Annotated in this window: 24 protein-coding genes; 9 read left to right on the top strand and 15 right to left on the bottom strand. The window is 33.6% G+C overall.

The annotated features are described in order from the left end of the window. Positions 1–86 precede the first annotated feature (86 nt). A complete protein-coding gene (locus LOK78_RS09995) occupies positions 87–974 on the top strand; it encodes a bestrophin family protein (protein WP_232634789.1) in 888 nt (295 codons plus the stop codon). 25 nt (positions 975–999) lie between these two features. Here the strand turns inward: LOK78_RS09995 and LOK78_RS09990 are convergent, their stop codons facing one another. Together LOK78_RS09990 and LOK78_RS09985 are read right to left on the bottom strand one after the other, a co-directional pair. After that, positions 1,000–1,686, bottom strand: coding sequence for a potassium channel family protein (locus tag LOK78_RS09990; RefSeq protein ID WP_232634788.1), 687 nt, complete (start codon positions 1,684–1,686; stop codon positions 1,000–1,002). Between the two features lie 12 nt (positions 1,687–1,698). Then, on the bottom strand, positions 1,699–3,387 hold the full coding sequence (locus LOK78_RS09985) for a TrkH family potassium uptake protein (protein ID WP_232634903.1): 1,689 nt from the start codon (positions 3,385–3,387) through the stop codon (positions 1,699–1,701). 289 nt (positions 3,388–3,676) lie between these two features. On the opposite strand from LOK78_RS09985, the gene LOK78_RS09980 reads away from it, so the two are divergent. After that, positions 3,677–4,279 carry a nitroreductase family protein gene (locus LOK78_RS09980; protein WP_232394678.1) on the top strand — a complete coding sequence of 201 codons (603 nt, stop codon included), beginning with the start codon at positions 3,677–3,679 and terminating at the stop codon, positions 4,277–4,279. A gap of 71 nt (positions 4,280–4,350) precedes the next feature. On the opposite strand, the gene LOK78_RS09975 is transcribed toward LOK78_RS09980, so the two are convergent. Next, positions 4,351–5,655, bottom strand: a complete 1,305-nt coding sequence (locus LOK78_RS09975; RefSeq protein ID WP_232634787.1) for a T9SS type A sorting domain-containing protein — start codon at positions 5,653–5,655, stop codon at positions 4,351–4,353. A 404-nt stretch (positions 5,656–6,059) separates the two neighbouring features. Between LOK78_RS09975 and LOK78_RS09970 the strand changes: the two genes are divergently transcribed. From LOK78_RS09970 to LOK78_RS09955, 4 genes are all read left to right on the top strand, one after another. Further along, positions 6,060–6,932, top strand: coding sequence for a hypothetical protein (locus LOK78_RS09970; protein WP_232634786.1), 873 nt, complete (start codon positions 6,060–6,062; stop codon positions 6,930–6,932). 76 nt (positions 6,933–7,008) lie between these two features. Further along, on the top strand, positions 7,009–7,572 hold the full coding sequence (locus LOK78_RS09965) for a hypothetical protein (protein WP_166958419.1): 564 nt from the start codon (positions 7,009–7,011) through the stop codon (positions 7,570–7,572). A gap of 106 nt (positions 7,573–7,678) precedes the next feature. Next, on the top strand, positions 7,679–7,969 hold the full coding sequence (locus LOK78_RS09960) for a DUF3817 domain-containing protein (protein ID WP_232634785.1): 291 nt from the start codon (positions 7,679–7,681) through the stop codon (positions 7,967–7,969). Between the two features lie 3 nt (positions 7,970–7,972). Further along, a complete protein-coding gene (locus LOK78_RS09955; protein ID WP_166958423.1) occupies positions 7,973–9,220 on the top strand; it encodes a mechanosensitive ion channel family protein in 1,248 nt (415 codons plus the stop codon). A gap of 52 nt (positions 9,221–9,272) precedes the next feature. Here the strand turns inward: LOK78_RS09955 and LOK78_RS09950 are convergent, their stop codons facing one another. From LOK78_RS09950 to LOK78_RS09935, 4 genes are all read right to left on the bottom strand, one after another. After that, the gene (locus LOK78_RS09950) at positions 9,273–9,977 is read right to left on the bottom strand and encodes a YiaD family glycine zipper/OmpA-like lipoprotein (protein WP_232634784.1); all 705 of its coding nucleotides are present in this window, start codon (positions 9,975–9,977) and stop codon (positions 9,273–9,275) included. Beyond that, positions 9,977–10,459 carry a lipocalin family protein gene (locus tag LOK78_RS09945; RefSeq protein WP_232394786.1) on the bottom strand — a complete coding sequence of 161 codons (483 nt, stop codon included), beginning with the start codon at positions 10,457–10,459 and terminating at the stop codon, positions 9,977–9,979. The genes LOK78_RS09950 and LOK78_RS09945 overlap by 1 nt, the downstream gene beginning before the upstream one ends. 98 nt (positions 10,460–10,557) lie before the next feature. After that, the gene (locus LOK78_RS09940; protein WP_053969973.1) at positions 10,558–10,944 is read right to left on the bottom strand and encodes an acyl-CoA thioesterase; all 387 of its coding nucleotides are present in this window, start codon (positions 10,942–10,944) and stop codon (positions 10,558–10,560) included. Continuing rightward, positions 10,941–11,834 carry a DUF72 domain-containing protein gene (locus tag LOK78_RS09935; RefSeq protein WP_232634783.1) on the bottom strand — a complete coding sequence of 298 codons (894 nt, stop codon included), beginning with the start codon at positions 11,832–11,834 and terminating at the stop codon, positions 10,941–10,943. The genes LOK78_RS09940 and LOK78_RS09935 overlap by 4 nt, the downstream gene beginning before the upstream one ends. A gap of 143 nt (positions 11,835–11,977) precedes the next feature. On the opposite strand from LOK78_RS09935, the gene LOK78_RS09930 reads away from it, so the two are divergent. Next, positions 11,978–12,382 (top strand): glyoxalase, encoded by a 405-nt coding sequence (locus LOK78_RS09930; protein WP_166958429.1) that lies wholly within the window; start codon positions 11,978–11,980, stop codon positions 12,380–12,382. A gap of 3 nt (positions 12,383–12,385) precedes the next feature. Further along, positions 12,386–12,832, top strand: a complete 447-nt coding sequence (locus LOK78_RS09925; protein ID WP_166958431.1) for a transcription elongation factor — start codon at positions 12,386–12,388, stop codon at positions 12,830–12,832. On the opposite strand, the gene LOK78_RS09920 is transcribed toward LOK78_RS09925, so the two are convergent. From LOK78_RS09920 to LOK78_RS09900, 5 genes are all read right to left on the bottom strand, one after another. Continuing rightward, positions 12,825–13,502 (bottom strand): DUF2461 domain-containing protein, encoded by a 678-nt coding sequence (locus tag LOK78_RS09920; protein ID WP_232634782.1) that lies wholly within the window; start codon positions 13,500–13,502, stop codon positions 12,825–12,827. The genes LOK78_RS09925 and LOK78_RS09920 overlap by 8 nt on opposite strands. A 79-nt stretch (positions 13,503–13,581) precedes the next feature. Continuing rightward, positions 13,582–14,139, bottom strand: a complete 558-nt coding sequence (locus LOK78_RS09915) for a hypothetical protein (protein WP_232634781.1) — start codon at positions 14,137–14,139, stop codon at positions 13,582–13,584. 52 nt (positions 14,140–14,191) lie between these two features. Further along, positions 14,192–14,356 (bottom strand): hypothetical protein, encoded by a 165-nt coding sequence (locus LOK78_RS09910; RefSeq protein WP_166958437.1) that lies wholly within the window; start codon positions 14,354–14,356, stop codon positions 14,192–14,194. 64 nt (positions 14,357–14,420) lie between these two features. Further along, entirely contained in the window at positions 14,421–14,582 is a 162-nt protein-coding gene (locus LOK78_RS09905) for a DUF1328 domain-containing protein (protein WP_082316484.1), read from the bottom strand. A gap of 175 nt (positions 14,583–14,757) precedes the next feature. Then, positions 14,758–15,540: a tRNA pseudouridine synthase A gene (locus tag LOK78_RS09900; protein ID WP_232634780.1), complete on the bottom strand. Its 783-nt coding sequence runs from the start codon at positions 15,538–15,540 to the stop codon at positions 14,758–14,760. Positions 15,541–15,640: 100 nt separating this feature from the next. Here LOK78_RS09900 and LOK78_RS09895 point away from each other — a divergent pair, with 100 nt between their 5' ends. Next, positions 15,641–16,078, top strand: a complete 438-nt coding sequence (locus LOK78_RS09895; protein WP_166958441.1) for a hypothetical protein — start codon at positions 15,641–15,643, stop codon at positions 16,076–16,078. A 40-nt stretch (positions 16,079–16,118) separates the two neighbouring features. Here LOK78_RS09895 and hisIE read toward each other — a convergent pair whose 3' ends face one another. Genes hisIE through hisA form a run of 3 tightly spaced genes read right to left on the bottom strand, consistent with a single transcriptional unit; the run spans position 16,119 to position 18,204 of the window. Then, positions 16,119–16,715, bottom strand: coding sequence for a bifunctional phosphoribosyl-AMP cyclohydrolase/phosphoribosyl-ATP diphosphatase HisIE (gene hisIE / locus LOK78_RS09890; RefSeq protein WP_232634779.1), 597 nt, complete (start codon positions 16,713–16,715; stop codon positions 16,119–16,121). Beyond that, the gene (gene hisF, locus LOK78_RS09885; RefSeq protein ID WP_166958445.1) at positions 16,715–17,470 is read right to left on the bottom strand and encodes an imidazole glycerol phosphate synthase subunit HisF; all 756 of its coding nucleotides are present in this window, start codon (positions 17,468–17,470) and stop codon (positions 16,715–16,717) included. The genes hisIE and hisF overlap by 1 nt, the downstream gene beginning before the upstream one ends. Next, positions 17,470–18,204: a 1-(5-phosphoribosyl)-5-[(5-phosphoribosylamino)methylideneamino]imidazole-4-carboxamide isomerase gene (hisA, locus tag LOK78_RS09880; RefSeq protein ID WP_232634778.1), complete on the bottom strand. Its 735-nt coding sequence runs from the start codon at positions 18,202–18,204 to the stop codon at positions 17,470–17,472. Before hisA ends, hisF begins: the two co-directional genes overlap by 1 nt.

The raw sequence follows: 18,204 nt of genomic DNA, 5'->3' as shown, positions 1-18,204 counted from the left end.
TGTTAAACAAAATTATATATTTCTTTTGCACCATCCGTTCCGATTCTATATTTCTAAAATTGTTCTCATTTTTTATATTTGTTTCTATGGAAATATATAACCCAAAAGAGTGGTTTAAGGCTGTATTTTATGTTCATAAATCAGATACGTTAAGAAAACTGACTCCCTATTTGTTTATTACAGCCGCCTTTTCATATGGTGTTGCCTACTTAGAATTGGAATATTTTAATCTATCAGCCAAACACTGGGTAAAGAACATTACCGTAGTACATAATTTATTGGGTTTTGCATTATCCTTACTATTGGTTTTTAGAACCAATACGGCATATGATCGTTGGTGGGAAGCCAGAAAGCAATGGGGCGCCCTTACCAATACCAGTAGAAATTTAGCCCTTAAAATGAATGCCTTACTCCCTAAAGATGACAAAGCAAATCGTCATTTTTATAGAAAAGCGATTCCCATGTATTCCCAAAGTTTGTATGCATTCTTAAGGTCTGATTATTCAACCTTCATGTTGGATGAAAATGAACACCCAGAACTTGGAGATGCCTTCAGTAAAAAGAAGCACGCTCCCAATCAAGTAGCCTCACTCCTATTTAAAAAAACGAATATCTTATATCAACAAGGGATTATCTCAGGTGAACAGTTATTAGCTGTAAATAATGAATTGGAAGGATTTACCAATATCTGTGGTGCTTGTGAACGAATTAAAAATACACCTATCCCCCATTCTTACAGTACCTTCTTAAAAAAGTTTATTGTTTTTTATGTCGCTACTTTACCCATGGGATATGTGTTTTCTTTAGGGTATTTTGTCGCTTTAGCAGTACCTTTTGTTTTTTATGTATTGGCTTCTTTAGAACTTATTGCTGAAGCCATAGAAGATCCGTTTGGTTGGGATTCCGATGATTTGCCTATTGAAAAAATGGCTGAGAATATGAAAAAACATACCCACGAAGTGTTGCTGCCCTAGAAGATTTTATTGATGTTAAACGAAACTATTTAGATTGTACAAATCTATTGATATCTTTCTTGGCACCGTAGACTACCAAAATATCTTCCTTATGAAGCACATAGTTGGGATCGGCCACTCCATGAACCTTGAAAACTTGCTTTGAGGTACCTAATAAATTCTTTTCTTCGGAAGCGGACATGGTGGTCAATATGAGCAGATTGAAATTTTCTCTAATATTTATATCCTTTATGGTTTTGCCATAAAATTGTGTTGGCACATTAATTTCAACAATACTGAATTCCTCACTTAACTCAAAGGAATCCAAAATTCCCTTGAGACATAATTTTTTGGCCCATCTTTCCGCCGATTCTTGTTCCGGATGAACTATTTGATGTACACCGATGGCATACAATACTTTTTCATGAAGGGAATCAATAGCTCTACTAACCAACTTTTTCACATTCATGTTTTTAAAAAGAGCTGTTGCCATTACATTGGCACCTCTGTTCTCACCAATGGCTATAACTACCATATCAGTATCTTTAAGGGGCAATCCAGACACGGTAAACTCATCTGTGGCATCCATGCAAATGGTATGGGAAATCTTCTCCTTATAGCTCTCCACTTTATCCATACTAGTATCAATACCTATAACCTCATTGCCTTGTTCGGTAAGTTTGACGGCTAGAGCCGATCCAAAACTTCCTAATCCAACAACAATATATTTCATAACAAAATCTTTTTAATTGATTGTAATTTCCTCTGTAGGGTATCTGTAATTCTTCTGTTTCACCTTTTTAAATAGTGCGATAAGAATAGTCAACATACTTACTCTCCCAATAAACATAATCGCAATGATGACAAATTTACTAAGAGGACTCAATGCAGCAGTAATACCGAGACTTAAACCAACCGTACTATATGCTGAAAAACATTCAAAAGCGATATCTAATAATTTCATGTCTTTGTCGAAAATGGAAATTAAGATAATCCCTGTTCCAATCACCATAAGCGATAAAGAAATGGCTGCAAAGGCTCTTCTCACTGAAATTTCTGCAATCTCTCTCCTAAAAATTTCGATTTTGGTTTTTCCTTTTGCCAAACTCAAAAAATTTAGGGTTGCTATGGCAAACGTATTGGTTTTAATACCTCCTCCAGTAGATGCTGGTGAAGCTCCCACCCACATCAGAAAAAAGATTAACATGACCGTAGAAAAATGTAATTCGGCCATATCTATGGTATTGAATCCAGCGGTTCTGGGTGTAGTTGCCCCAAATAAAGCGGTTACAAACTTTCCAAATGCGCTATGTTCTGCCAAAGTATTATTATACTCATCAATAAAAAAAGCTATAGTCCCGACTATGGTTAAAATGGCCGTTGTCACCAAGGATATCCTACTATTGATGTGTAATACCCAGGGTTTATAGGTTTCTTCCATTCCTGATAAATAGAATACCTTTCTATTAATGAAATACTTGATATACTTCAAAAGGTTTACCACTATAGGAAAACCCAATCCACCCAGAACAAAGGCTACAATTAATACAAGTTGGAGCACATAGTTGTACCTAAATCCTTCTTCATAAATACTATTCGACAAGGTGGAAAAACCGGCATTACAAAAAGCTGAAATACTGTGAAAAACTGAAAAAAAGATCCTTTCAAAAAAACTTTCAAATAGATCCTTTCGAACACTAACAAAAATGAGAACTGAAGCCACAATTTCGATAGAAAAAGTAATGGCCAAAATCCGTTTAAAGGTTGTAAATACCTCTCCCAGCTTATTGGCTCCTGTCATGTCACTTAACGTCTGCTGGTTTTCATAACTAGAGCCTCCTTTAAAAAAGTAGCTAAAATAACTGGCCACTGTCAATATCCCAATACCACCTGCCTGAATAAGTGCTAGAATAACTGATTGTCCAAAAACAGTAAAATAACTACCTGTATCTACCACAATTAACCCCGTTACACAAACAGCACTTGTAGAAGTAAACAAAGCATCTAAAAATGATAACCCTTCATAAGTTGCATTCGGGAGCATAAGTAATAAAGTCCCAACCAAAATGATTCCAAAAAAACTCATGATAAACAACTGAGCGGGATTCATCAAGGTTTTTTTGTAACTAATATTTTGTTCTGAAAACTCCCTTATAAAGGTTAATAGGATAGCAAATTTTACCCAATTGTCATTGTATAAAAAAGAAATATGCTTGTGAGCCTCTTCTCCCAAAAAATGAGCGTATAGGATATTTAGCGTAATTAGGATAGTAACTACGTCAAAAATAATGACTGACCGTTTAATTTCTTTTAGCTTCTCAATATATCTCAGAATGGTCACGCCAATTCCCAAACCTATAACCACAAAATAAAACGTATTGAAAATTCTTTGGATCTCCAATGATTTGTCATAACCAAAATCCAGCAAAAACATCAACACACCTAACACGCTTGAAAGGAAGGCTATTTGATAAAGAAGTTTTGAAGTAAAAAGATTTTCTTTTTTAAAGGGACTCAAAGCATCTATTTTTATTTGTCATATAATTTGGTGTCTTATAAAAACAGAAAATAATTATGACTTTGAACAAGCAAAAGTTCAAAATAAAAATGACAGATTCAAAGAAATATCGAAATTCTTTTTAAAAAAACAAAAGCATCAAAAATTGACACAAGGATTTTAACGATTGCCTTAAAAACTCTATAATAATTGGTATTTTAGTCTCATGGAAAAAATAAAAAAATCAATAAACAAAGAAACACCCGTATCCCATGATATCCATCCATTAATAAAAAATAGATGGAGTCCTAGGGTTTTTGATGAGCAAATGGTTAGCGAAGAAGACATGAAAACGCTTTTTGAAGCAGGTAGATGGGCTCCAAGCTCCAATAATCTGCAACCATGGGCCATTATTTGGGGAGAAAAAGGAAGTGAAACGTACGAAAGAATTTATAATGTTTTAAGTGATTTTAATCAAGGATGGGTTAAAAATGCCCCTATCCTTCTTCTTACAGCTTACAATACCAAAAACCCAAATGGCAATGAAAATTTTCATGCACTTCATGATGTAGGATTGTTTATGGCTACACTAAGTATTCAGGCACAATCCATGGGAATTGCGGTCCATCAAATGGGAGGTGTAAAACATCAAGATGCAAAAAAGGAATTTAATTTACCTGAGGATTATCATATAGCGACATCTGCAGCCATTGGATTTTATGGCGGAGATCCTGATAAACTTCCAGAAGACTTAAAAGAATCCGAATTAGAAGAAGTTAGAAAGCGTAAAGATCAAAAGGAATTTATTTTTAAAGGGGATTTTAAATAATAGTAACCCATTCCTAATTTGATCAAGTTTATTTGGAGGGAGAATTTTCATAATAGCTCTCTCCTTTTTTTTTACTTGACCACCAGCTTTTTAATGGTCTTTGATTCCTTATTGTGAATTGAAGCCATATAGATTCCTGCTGATAGTTGCGAGACATTCACCGTAGAAGACTGCAAAGGTAATGTTTGTTGAAAAATTAAATCGCCTCTTAAGCTAAAAATCTCCAAAACACTGTCATTAGGAGCATTAGAAATCGTTAAAGTATCCATAACTGGATTTGGATAAATGCGAATGGTATTATCTAATTCAACCTCCTTAACCGAAAGAGTAGCACATTCCTCTTCATTAGCTACAAAAAATGTATTACCGCCTATGTTCCAATTAGCAAGAGTTACGGCTGTAGTTTCATCGACCATAATACATGACAAAGACTCATTACCTGACATGTTAAATTCAACAATATTCCCATTATTGCCATTTCTTAAATCAACAGTTGTCAATTCATTATTCTGGCACTGTATTCTCCTCAAAACCCCATTATCTGATAAATCCAAGGATGTCAATTGATTATTAGCTGCATAAAACAAACTTAATTGTGGATTGCTACTTAAATCGATATTTGTAACCTCATTATTGAACATAAGAATTTTCTCCAATAGTGGATTGCTGCTCACATTTAAACTGGTTAAACCATTATTTGAGCAGTTTAAATATGATAATGCTGGGTTATTATCTAAATTCAAATTGGATATATTGGATTGGGAACAATCTAATATTTCTAACAAAGTATTATTGCTAATATCTAAATTTGAAAGATCATTGGTGCCAACAAATAAGCTCTTTAGATTGGTATTCAATGAGACATCGATTGTGTTTAAATTATTTCCATAGCATAACAAAAACTCCAATCCAGGATTTCCCGAAACATCTAATGAAGACAAATTATTTAAATTACAGGATAAATATTCCAAGTTGAGATTATTGGAAACATCTAAATTGGAAATGTTATTATTACTGATGTCAAGTTCTTCCAGCTCTAAATTGGCCAGAATATTTAAAGCGTTTAACTGATTGTCTTTGATATCTATAGATTTTAAATCTATATTTTGACTTAAATCAACTTCTTCCAAATTATTGGAATAAACATTCAAATGTCTTAAACTTATAAATGCTTCGATACCATCAAGATTGTGAATAAAATTGTCAAAAATATTAAGGGTGGTCACATTTTCAGCATCACAATTCAAAATATCTCCTGTCATTCCATTGGTATCAATACCCAGGGTCACCAGAGCCTGTTCAAAATTGGTATCTGGAATGGGGGTTGATTGAGCCCATGCAAAGGAAGAAACCACAGTTACAATAAAAACTGACAAGAAGTACTTTACGGTATTCTTTGGGTAAAAAACCATAATCGTCAATAGCTTACAAAGGGATTATTAATAGCAAGTCAAATATATCATAATGAAGGAATTAATGCATATTTAATCGATAGGAGAATAATTAATCCGTTAAGTGACTCCTCTTGTATGTAAACTTCTCAAAAAAAACTAGGTTCAATTACACTATGGGCAAAGAATGCTCAGATTAATAACAAATTACTAATTTTTTAATGTTTTTTGTAGGAAAAAAAAATTGTAACTTTATAACTATCAAAATTATCCCCTCCAAACTACCTCTATTAGATTTTGAAAAAAATCATTTACCAATTAGGAACCAACAATATGTAACGAAATAAAATCAAGCAAATTCTTATAAATTTTAATCAATTGAAATTATCATGAAAAACCAACTTTTAATTTTACCGCTTTTGCTATTTGTTTTCATAGCAAACTACCAATTATCTGCTCAAGAAACAGCCTCAGATTTACAAAGTTTAATCGATATGAGGGCGAGCAACCTTGACTATCAAATGAAAAACCATGGTTATGAGTTTATAAAAACTGAAAAGTCTGGATATAACGCGTACCAAAACTGGTGGAATTCGAGAAAAGATAAGTGTGTAACAGTTAGAGTTTCTGATGGTAGGATTAAATCTATTGTTAATTCACCCGACTTTGACTGTAATAAATCCAATAGAAATTATTCCAATAATCATCGAAATAATGGCAATTCCTTCTACCATGATAACAATGAAAAAACAAATTACAATTATAGTAGATATGTAAATAATTCAGCTACTTCTGCTTATGGTAAGTTAGAAGATGATGGTTTTCATGAAATAAAAACGCACCAAGAAGATGGTTACACCTATAAGCTGTGGTATAAAAACAGAACTAATGAATGCCTTAAAACAGTTAGTTATGACTATAAATTAACCAAAGTTTTATATTCTCATCATTGTGATGAAAATAACAGAGGTTATTCAAATAATAGAGGATACTCAAATAATAGAAACCGAGGAAATTTTTATGATTCCTATGATCATGAAGATACGCACACTAATTACACATCTTATATTAATAAAGGAGCCACGACAGCATATCGTAGACTAGAGGATGACGGATTTAGAGAAATTAAAATTTTCCAAAAAGACGGCTATACTTATAAGTTATGGTATAAAAACAGAACCAGAGAATGCATTAAAACGGTTAGCTACGATTATAAATTGACAAAGATTTTGTTTTCTCATCATTGCGATGAAAACAGATAAAATAATCTAAAATATATCAGCACTTTAATTAAGAAAAAGATTAACTTAGGAAGGTGTAATTTTAAATAATAATTCCATGAAAAAAACAAGCTTATTAATTCTTTTCTTCTTTACCGTTTTTATTTCATTTTCTCAAGAAACCGCCTATGACCTTAAAGATTTGGTTGATATGAGAGCTAGTTCTCTTGATAACGAAATGGGAAATCGTGGTTACGATTGGATAAAAACTGAAAAATCTGGGTATAATTCCTATCAAAATTGGTGGAATAACCGAAAGAACAAATGTGTCACAGTGAGGGTAAGTGATGGTAAAGTGAAATCAATAGTCAATGTTCCTGATTTAGATTGTAATAAATCTAGAGGAAATCAGAATCACTCAAACAATAGAGGAGAATTCCATCATTCTAACGACAATGAAAGAAATCACGACAATTATCAGACTTACGTGAATGGTCCCGCCACCTCTGTATACAGAAAGCTTCAAGACGACAATTTTAAAGAGGTTAAAGTTTTCCAAAAGGATGGCTACACCTATAAGCTTTGGTATAAATATAGAACTAAAGAATGCCTAAAAACGGTTAGTTATGATTATAAATTAACCAAAATACTATTTTCCCATCATTGTGATGAGAACCTATAAATCTTCTTAACGAAAACATAAAAAAGCAACCATTAGGTTGCTTTTTTTGTTAGTTAGAAATCCTATCAGCCTAAAAGGTTATATTTTTGCAGCACAAATTATTATTATGAAAATAAAGAGTCTGACAATTTTTAGAATATTAGCCTTTCTAGAGGGTATCTCGTATATTTTATTACTTTTTGTAGCTGTACCCATAAAATATTGGCATGGTGACGAACAGTATGTCAAGTTATTGGGAATGCCTCATGGACTTCTTTTTATAGGCTACATAGCTTTGGCCATTTTAATTAGTAAAGAGCGGAACTGGAATACCAAGGAAACTGGAATTGTGCTTTTAGGATCTATTATTCCATTGGGTACCTTTTTTGTAGATGCTAAGTATCTCAAAAATTCCTAACACATGAATAATTTGACTCATTTCTTTTATGACCTATTTATTGAAAAGGGCCTGAGCGAAACTAGTGCTACTTTTTTAAATATGCTCTCCCTTTTGATTTTATTGGTTATTTTAATTTTTACGACTGATTTTATCACTAGGAAGATTTTAGTTCAGGCATTCAGTAAATTTGCAGATCGTACTACAACTCAATTTGATAACCTCTTAATAAAACACAAAGCTCCGAGAAACTTAGCACATTTAGTGCCTTTGCTTTTAACCATCGAGCTATTTCCGATTGTATTCAATGACTATCCATCAGTAGAGCAGCCTATTGAAACTTTATTGAAAATTTACGGTGTTTTATTGTTTATTTGGATTTTAAGGAGCATCCTTAAAACCCTCGAATCCTATTTCAAAACCATTCCTTCCTTAAAGGATAAACCTATTGACAGCTATGTACAAGTAGGCATGTTAGGTGTTTGGATTGTAGGTATTGCCTTTTGTTTTGTTATCATTACAGATATTACTCTTATTCAATTTTTCACCACTCTGGGTGCTGCTTCAGCAGTATTACTTTTAATTTTCAAGGATACTATTTTAGGATTTGTAGCCAGCATCAATGTGGCTGTAAACGATACCGTAAGAATTGGTGACTGGATTACCATGGAAAAATATGGTGCGGATGGAGACGTTATTGAAATCAATTTAAATACCATCCAAGTTCAGAATTTTGATAAGACCATAACTAATATTCCAACAGGGTCCCTAATGACCGATGCATTTACCAACTGGCGTGGAATGTCTGACTCTGGAGGAAGGCGAATTAAACGAGCCATCATTATTAAAGCGACTTCAATTAAATACTTAGCTCAGGAAGAAATTGATGATTTAAGGAAAATTCAATTGATATCAGATTATGTTTCCCAAAGACAAGAAGACATCAATCATTATAATAGAGAAAAGAACATAGACAAATCTGTTTTAATCAATGGTCGCAATTTGACCAATTTTGGAGTTTTTAGAAAATACATTCAAAATTACATAGAAGGTCATTCGGCTATAAATAAGGACATGACCATCATGACCAGACAATTGGCTCCAACTCCACAGGGAATACCTTTGGAGATCTATGCTTTTAGCTCTGATAAACGTTGGGAAAATTACGAATACATTATGGCTGATATTTTCGATCATCTCTTGGCTGCTGTTCCTTATTTCAAACTAGAAATATTTGAACTTCAAAATTTCGATCCAAACGTAATAAAATAAAAAAAAGAGCAGATAACTGCTCTTTTTTTTATTTCTATAATTTAGGATTCTCCTAATTTCCACTTTCGTTTTTAGCGTCTTCCACCATTTTTTCATTTGGTAAAATTGCTAAATTCACACGTCTGTTTTTTGATCTTCCCTCAGAAGTTCCGTTGTCATACATGGGCTGTGTTTCTCCAAACCAGTTGGTGGTAAATCTTGAACTACTTAAACCTTGACTTACAAAATAATCGCGAACTGAGTTGGCACGATTTTTAGACAAAGTCATGTTATAAGAGGCATCACCAGTGCTATCTGTGTGTCCCACTACTAATACATTTGTATCTGGATACTCTTTAAGTACTTTTGACAACTTATCAAGAGTCACTTGAGAGGCAGAGTTGATATTGTATTTATTAGTATCAAAATAAACACCGCTATTTTCATCAAATGTAACTACAATTCCATTGTCCACTCTTTCTACTTGAGCCCCTGGTATTTCATCTTCAATTCTTTGGGCTTGTTTGTCCATTTTATTACCAATAAGAACTCCTGCTCCACCTCCAATGACGCCACCAATAACAGCCCCTAGTTCACCGTTCCCTCCTTTACCGGCATTGTTACCAATTATAGCGCCAATAATAGCACCACTAGCAGCACCTATGGCAGCACCTTTTTGCTTATTATTTGCGTTTTGAACCGATTCACAATTGGTCATGGTAAACATTACCGAAACGGCAATTACCATTGTTGTTATTTGTTTTAAATAAGTTTTCATTAGTCGCTTGTTTTAGTAAAGTTCATAAATATTGTAAAAGGTTTTCCATCATCCAATGTCACGGTTTGTTGCCATTGCATATTTGATTCAGACAATTGAGCTAACTTAAGTCTAAATCCTTGATTGGTTTCAGATTTATGTTTTGCATTGGTAGGCTTTAACATAAAATCATACAAACCTGTATCCTTATCAATAGTTTGAATACTAAAGACAAAGTTGCGTACAGATGAGTCACAATCCATACCGCTTAACGTATAGTTCCCCGTATTGTTATTTGGGATAAAACGCCATGTACTACCTTCAAAACATGCTTGTTCGGCATCATTTAAGAGGTTGACATTAAATTCTCCTGATTCGCTATAGGTTATGGAATTTAAGCTCCAATATCCTTTCATGACTTTTTTAGAAACTCCTGTTGTTTTGGTAGAACCGCAAGAGAAAATGGTAGCCACAACCATGAATAATAGAAGTGATTTTTTCATCATGTTAATGGTTATAAATTAAGTGTTAATTTCTATAAATTTACGAATTATACTACATTCAAAGATGTTAATCTCTTCCAAAAATATCTTAAACCTTGTTAAGACAACCGGTTTTTTACAAACTCGACTTCAGTCTTTCCATGTGGTTTCGGTTTCCCATCATTACCTAAATTTACCATAACAATATTGTCAACCGTTAAAATAGTTTCCCTAGTCATTTTATTTCTGGCTTCACATCTTAAACTTAAAGAGGATTTCCCAAATTTAATGACCTCGATTCCAAGTTCTATAATATCTCCTTGTCTGGCAGAACTCATAAAATTGATTTCAGACATATATTTGGTAACTACCCTAGAATTTTCTAACTGGATTATTGTATACAAAGCTACTTCTTCATCAATCCAAGCTAGTAGTTGCCCCCCAAACAGGGTTTCATTGGGATTAAGGTCTTCTGGTTTCACCCATTTTCTGGTGTGGAATCTCATAATGATAATAATTTTTGTTGATCTGAATCATTTGGAATTTTTAAATTGGCATTCAACTCCAGATTCAATTTTTTAATAAAATAAGTGGACAATAAAGGAGATTCTTTTTCAATATTTTGATGAACAAAGAAATCAATTTCCTTAATGCCTTGTTCTTTCCATTCTTTTAAGCGTGCAATCCAATCATCAAGACGACTATAGTCACTCGGGTGGTTAGCACCAACATATCTAATGAATGCCTTGGGATTTGTTAATCGCATATGCATTAAATCCCTCCTACCTGCAGTATCCACGATGATATTTGTTACATCATTTTTCTCCAACAAATCATAAACCTGATTGGCAACAGCTTCATCATTATACCAATCGGTATGTCTAAACTCCACGGCAAGCGGAATTTCTTTAGGCCATGATTCTACAAAACCAATTACCCGGTCAAAATCCCTAGGTGAAAAATTATTGTGCATTTGTAAAAAGACCGTTCCTAGTTTTTCCTTGAGTTGTGAAGCACTGTGTAAATAATCATCAACCACAGTCTTTACCTCATTTAACCGCTTCCAATGACTTATTTCCTGATTAATTTTAGGAAAGAACCTAAATTGGTCTGGGACTTTTTCATACCAAGTCGCAAACTGCTCAGGAGGAAAAATTCTATAAAAAGTAGCATTCAGCTCAATGGAATTGAACTGACGCGAATAATAAGACAGTTCATCCTTGGTGCCTCTGGGATAAAATCCCTTTAAATCTGCCCTATTCCATTTGGCGCAGCCCACATAATATTCCGGTTCATTATCATCCTTGGCCAAATTCAGCACTCTGCTTGTATCTATATGATCTGGAGGTAATGTAAAGTCAATGTTTTCTGGGTTATCTACACTTCCAAATTTCATATAAAATCTTTTATTCAAAGGTACTTCATAATAATGGCTTTCAAAATGTAAACTCCCAAATGTTGATAAAAATGTTAACATCAAAATGTTAGCCCAACATAATCACCTAACAATATGATTAAATTTAATCAAAACTTACAGCCATGAGAAACCGAAGTACTGACTTACTCCAGTGTCGTCCTCAAATTCCTTCAGCCGTATTTACTGAAACCATGAGCAGCGACGAACGATTTCAAAATGCCACTTTAAGACCCATTATTAAACTTCAAAATGACCTTTTTGTTGAAGTTTTTAAAAATTATGTCCACAAGCACAAAAATGTATTTTATAGTTTAACAGTGCCAAAACAAATGGAGTATATAGAAAATGCCATTCAGAAGGACATTAAGTTTAGAAACTCTTTAAAAGGTATGGTCATTGGTCAATTCACCGTTGAAGAATATCAATTTTACATTACCAATTCCTCTGCTCTAAATAAAAGGATGATGAATATTGTCAAGGATCGCTTAATAGATAACCTACAGATTTTACAGCCACTCTGTGCCTAATTAATGAATACAAAATTTGAGTTGCTACAGGTTTGTATAGACCATGTACAAAAGCGTATTGAAAGTTATAAAAGCGAAATAGCTCTAATCAAAGAATCCATTGAATCCAATGATAAAAGTTCTGATGATGAGGATGATTCTGGAAACAGTAAGCTTTTTGAAGATTTAGAGAAAAACTCTCAATATTTAAGTGATGCCCAAAAAACCATGGGTATTATTAAAAGTATCAACCCAAATATAAGGTATGAAACATGTGTGTTGGGAAGCTTGGTAAAAACGCAAGAAAACTCTTTTTTTATATCTGCTAGTATCGGAAAGATTGACCTTGATTTTGGCTCCTATTATGCCATTTCTTTACAATCGCCTATTGGGCAATTGATGAAAAATAAAAAAGCTGGAGATCATATAGAATTTAATGGTAAAACTTTTTCAATTTTAGAGATTAAATAACGGATTCACCATTTAAATTGGTGGTCAAGACATCACTCATATAATCAAAATAAGGTCTAATCATTTGGAATGATTTGTCGACATCATCCAGGAAATTATCTGAAAGAACCTCCTTATCTGTATATTTTTTGATGAAAATATATTGTTTTTTCCTAATGAGATCTATGTTGGGATGGTCTTTTTCAAAATCTCTTGGAGCTGTTTTTAATTCGTCTCCTTGTAAGTCACCCCAAACCGATTTGAATTTAGTGTCTGCCAATAAATCCCTCATTTCTGAAGCATCCATTTCAAACTCTCTTCTAATCCTATTCAAATCATCTTTATTCGGTTCCCAGAATCCCGTTGCAATAAAGGATTCATTATTTGGAGATAGATGTAAATAATACCCACCTCTTAACTCAGGTTTTTTTCTATGAAAAGAACCTCCAAAATGGGTTTTATAGGGGTCTTTGTTTTTTGAAAATCTAACATCCCTATAAATTCTAAAAATTTTGAGATTATCTACTTCGTCATGCATTTTCAACTTAGAAAATAACATTTCATAAAAGTTCTTAACCTCTTTTTGAATTCCCTTAAACTCCTTTTTATGATCATTAAACCAATCGCGATTGTTATTAGCTTTTAATTGGTTCAAGAAAGTAAATATATCAGAAGTTAGTTGTGTCGCCATTCATTTTTAATTTAATTAAAAGTACAAAAAAAAGTCCCAAATGAATGGGACTTTTCTTGATGGTTATTTATTAAAGGAATTATTGGATGTCTTTAACAGCAACAAATTCCTGTTTGACTAATTTATTTTTATTTTCATCAAAGTATTCTACGGTAAAGTTACCTTGACTGTTAAAATAGCCTATTCCCGAATACTTATCAGATCTAAAAAAGTAATGGTTTTTAGTGCTTGACTGAATCGCGTTACCAAAATTTACATCATTATCATTTTTAACAGCGACCACCTTGAAACCAGTATCACATCTGTCAAAGTCATACATAGTACCATCGCAAACATATTGTGCAGTTTGCAACTTGGAATCATAAAAGACATCATGATCACTATCAACTTCCACAGTTTTGGTTACTTTTTTCGGGGAAGCCACAATAGATTGATTGACCTTGTTCTTGTCATCTTCATCCAATTTGATTTCCTGCTCCTCCTTGGTCGTTACTTTAATCTTTTTTTCAGTTACTTCTCTACCATTATCAATTTTAATGGTTTTCACGGTTGTTTCCTCAGAAACATTTTTCGGCTTTTCTTGAGCCAAAAGAACTCCTGAAAATAGGAAACAAGCAGCATATATTATCGATTTCATTTTAAGAATTTTAAGGTTAAACAATTAGAAGAATTAAGTTACATGCTGTTTATTAATCTACAGCATCTTCAACTTCATCGGCTGCATCCTCTAATCCATCACCTACATCATCAGCAGCTTCTTCAATTTTGTCTCCAGCATCCTTCTCTTCTCTACAACCTACAAAGGCAGTGGATATGGTAAACATCAGCATTAACATATAAATTAAACGTTTCATAATTTTTAAGGTTTTAGGGTTAATTAAAATATTGTTTGAATAAGTTTTTAAGAACGAGCTATGGTTATCTTTTAACCAAACCTCTAACAAGTGATATAACTAGTAGAACTAGAAATACGAAGAAAATAATTTTGGCAATCCCGGCAGCTGCTCCCGCAACGCCTCCAAATCCTAAGATTGCAGCTATAACAGCAATAACTAATAAAGCGATAGTCCAACGTAACATAATAAATTGTTTTAAGGTTAATAATAATGAATCGTAAAAAAGATTCTTATTCAAGGTACGTTGCTAATGAGTGACTTACGCTTTGCATTAACAGTATTTAACTTACATTTTTTTTCTTTAACAAAATTTATGTTAAGATTTAATCTGTTGTTCTTAAAAGTTTTAAGAAGAAGGTTTATTGGAATTCGATCTTATTTAAAATCAAACCTGAAGCTGGTGCAATGTAATTACTTATAGAAAATTCAGATGTGTCTAAACTACGCTCTATGTCTTCCAAGCTAAGTTCATTTTTTCCCAATCTAATAAGGGCACCCATCATTAATCTAATTTGATTTCTGCCAAATCCTTGCCCAACCACACGAAGCATATAGGACTTCTCTGGAAAAAAATTGGCTGTATACAAATCATTTTCAACAAGTTCGCAGGTATCAATCGTTCTATCATACAATCCTTGATCTGTAGCCCGATAGCAATAATTCTTGAAGTTATGCTGTCCTTCAAACAACTTAGCTCCTATCTTCATTATGTCGATATTCAACTCGTCCAAAATAGTTGTTAGGATTGGAGCGCAAAATGGATGGCATTTTTGCCCATGAGCAAACAAATAGACATATTCCTTTAATTTAGAATTTTGGATGATGTTAAAACTTTCATCTACTTCCTGAATATTTAAAGCCCTAATATCTTGAGGCAAATTGTAATTAAACCAATTTAAAAATTGATCTAAATCATCGATGGGTTCATAAACGAAAAGTTCAAAAGCAGTTTCATTAGCTGATACCATAGCATCCGTTCTACCAGCTACCAAAGTTTTAAATGATTTCCCCTCCAACACATATTTAAAGGTTCTATCTATCATTAAATGAAGGGTTTTTAGGTTGGGTTGTTTTTGCCATCCATGGAATCTGTATCCTAAATATTGACATGTAATGAGGTAATAGAAACGCTTTTGAAACACTTATTTTTTGATTTAATCGATTAAAAAGTAATCTGTTACTCTAAGTAAGATTTTTTTTATAACTTCATTCTAATCTGCTAATCTAACTATTAAAAACACAATGACAGACAATTTAACAATCAAACCTCCAAAATGGTATTGGGCCGTAAGTATCATTGCCTTCATTTGGAATCTAATGGGAGTTATTGCCTATTTGGGCCAAGTATACATGACCGAAGAAGATTTAAGGGCACTACCTGAAGCTGAAAGAAGTCTTTATATGGATGTTCCAGCTTGGGTAACGGGCGCCTTTGCTTTGGCCGTATTTGGTGGTGCATTTGGTTGTCTTGGACTTATTCTAAAAAAGCAATGGTCTAAACCACTATTAATTTTATCATTAATAGCCGTTATCGCTCAAATGTCTTACAATCTCTTTATGAGCAGAGCCAGTGAGGTTTATGGACCTGGAGGAATGATTATGCCGATTATGGTAATTATATTGAGTGCTCTTTTGGTTTGGTTTGCTTACTATGCCGCTAAAAACCGCTGGATTTCCTAAAACAATCATATAACTTCTTAAAAAAAGGCATTAGAAACAACTAATGCCTTTTTTTAAGAATATCAACAACATCTTCTAAACTAAATCCTTTAGCTTTAAGAAGCATGAGAAAGTGAAAAAGTAAATCGGCGCTTTCGTTTAAAAATAAATCGTCGTTGTCATCTTTGGCTTCAATTACCATTTCTACAGCCTCCTCTCCTACTTTTTGTGCTATTTTATTCATGCCCTTTGAAAAAAGGGATGCCACATAAGATTCTTTGGGACCAAAATTTTTAACTCGGTCATCAATAACCTCCTCCAAATCACTTAAAAATCCAAAATGCGGTGTGTTTTCCTCAGCCCAACAAGTATCTGTTCCCTTGTGGCAGGTAGGCCCCGAAGGTTTTGCTTGAATCAAAATTGTATCGTGATCACAATCTACTTTGACATCTTGCAATAAAAGAACATTTCCACTTTCTTCTCCTTTGGTCCAAAGTCTTTGTTTCGATCTACTATAAAAGGTTACTAATTTGGTGCTCATGGTTTTTTGATACGAATCTTCATTCATGTATCCGAGCATCAATACTTTTTTGGTTTCCGCATCCTGAATGATTGCCGGCACCAAACCATTTTCATTTTTACTAAAATCTATAGTCATTACAAACGTACTTCTATATTATTCCTTTTAATTTCTTTTTTCAAATCTAATATTTCAATTTCCCCAAAATGAAATACACTAGCAGCCAAAGCTGCATCCGCTTTTCCCTTATCAAATGCATCAACAAAATGTTGCGTGGTTCCCGCACCACCTGAAGCGATAATGGGAATATTGACATATTGGGATAACTTTGCCAAAGCTTCATTGGCAAAGCCATTCTTGGTTCCATCATGATTCATAGAAGTAAATAAAATTTCACCTGCACCTCGTTCCTCAACCTCTTTAGCCCAAGAAAACAAATCAATTTCTGTTGGGATACTGCCTCCTGCCAAATGCACTTTCCATTCACCATCAATTTCTTTAGCATCGATAGCCACAACGACACATTGATTTCCAAATTTGGCTGAAAGTTCGTTGATTAAATCGGGTCTTTTAACAGCTGCTGAATTTACAGAAACCTTATCTGCTCCGTTTTTTAATAAAATATCCACATCTTCTACTGTGGATATACCACCTCCAACAGTGAAAGGAATGTTAACTTGCTCTGCTACTTTAAGAACCATCTCTCTGGTTGTTTTCCTGCCTTCCAAAGTTGCTGAAATATCCAAAAACACCAATTCATCCGCGCCTTTATCGGCGTATTTCTTTGCCAACTCTACCGGATCACCAGCATCTCTTAAATTCACAAAATTAACCCCCTTAACCGTTCTTCCATTTTTTATATCCAGACACGGTATTATTCGTTTTGTAAGCATTAAATAAACTTTTCTAGATCTCTTAATGAAATTTTGTTCTCATATAATGCCTTTCCGATGATGACACCCTCACATCCCAGCTCCTTTAGCCTAATAACATCATCTAAATTTGACACCCCACCAGAAGCAATCAATTTGACTGATTGGTCTGAGCTGGAATTGGAGCATTCGTGGATGATTTTGGAATACAGCTCATTGGATGGTCCTTCAAGCATTCCATCTTTTGAAATATCGGTACAAATGACATACTGCACGCCTTTCTTTTGATAGGCTTTGATAAAGGTTATTAAATCCAAATTACTTTGTTCTTGCCACCCATTTACAGCAATTTTCTCATCTTTTGCATCGGCACCGAGAATTATTTTTTTACCTCCATATTTATCCAGCCACTTTTCAAAAACCTTAGGATTTTTAACTGCAATACTACCTCCTGTGATTTGTTTAGCACCTGAATTAAAGGCAATATATAAATCTTCATCTGACTTCAATCCACCTCCAAAATCGATCTTTAAAGACGTTTTAGTAGCAATTTGCTCCAATACTTTATAGTTGACAATTTCATGAGCTTTCGCCCCGTCCAAATCAACTAAATGCAAATATTCAATGCCTGCATTTTCAAACTGTTTGGCCACTTCCAGCGGATTTTCATTATATACTTTTTTGGTGTCAAAATCGCCTCTTGTGAGTCTGACACACTTGCCGTCGATAATATCTATTGCTGGTATAATTCGCAT

The organism is Mangrovimonas futianensis (genome assembly GCF_021245805.1).
GTDB classification, from domain to species: domain Bacteria; phylum Bacteroidota; class Bacteroidia; order Flavobacteriales; family Flavobacteriaceae; genus Mangrovimonas; species Mangrovimonas futianensis.
This window is presented reverse-complemented; position numbering and strand designations above follow the sequence as displayed.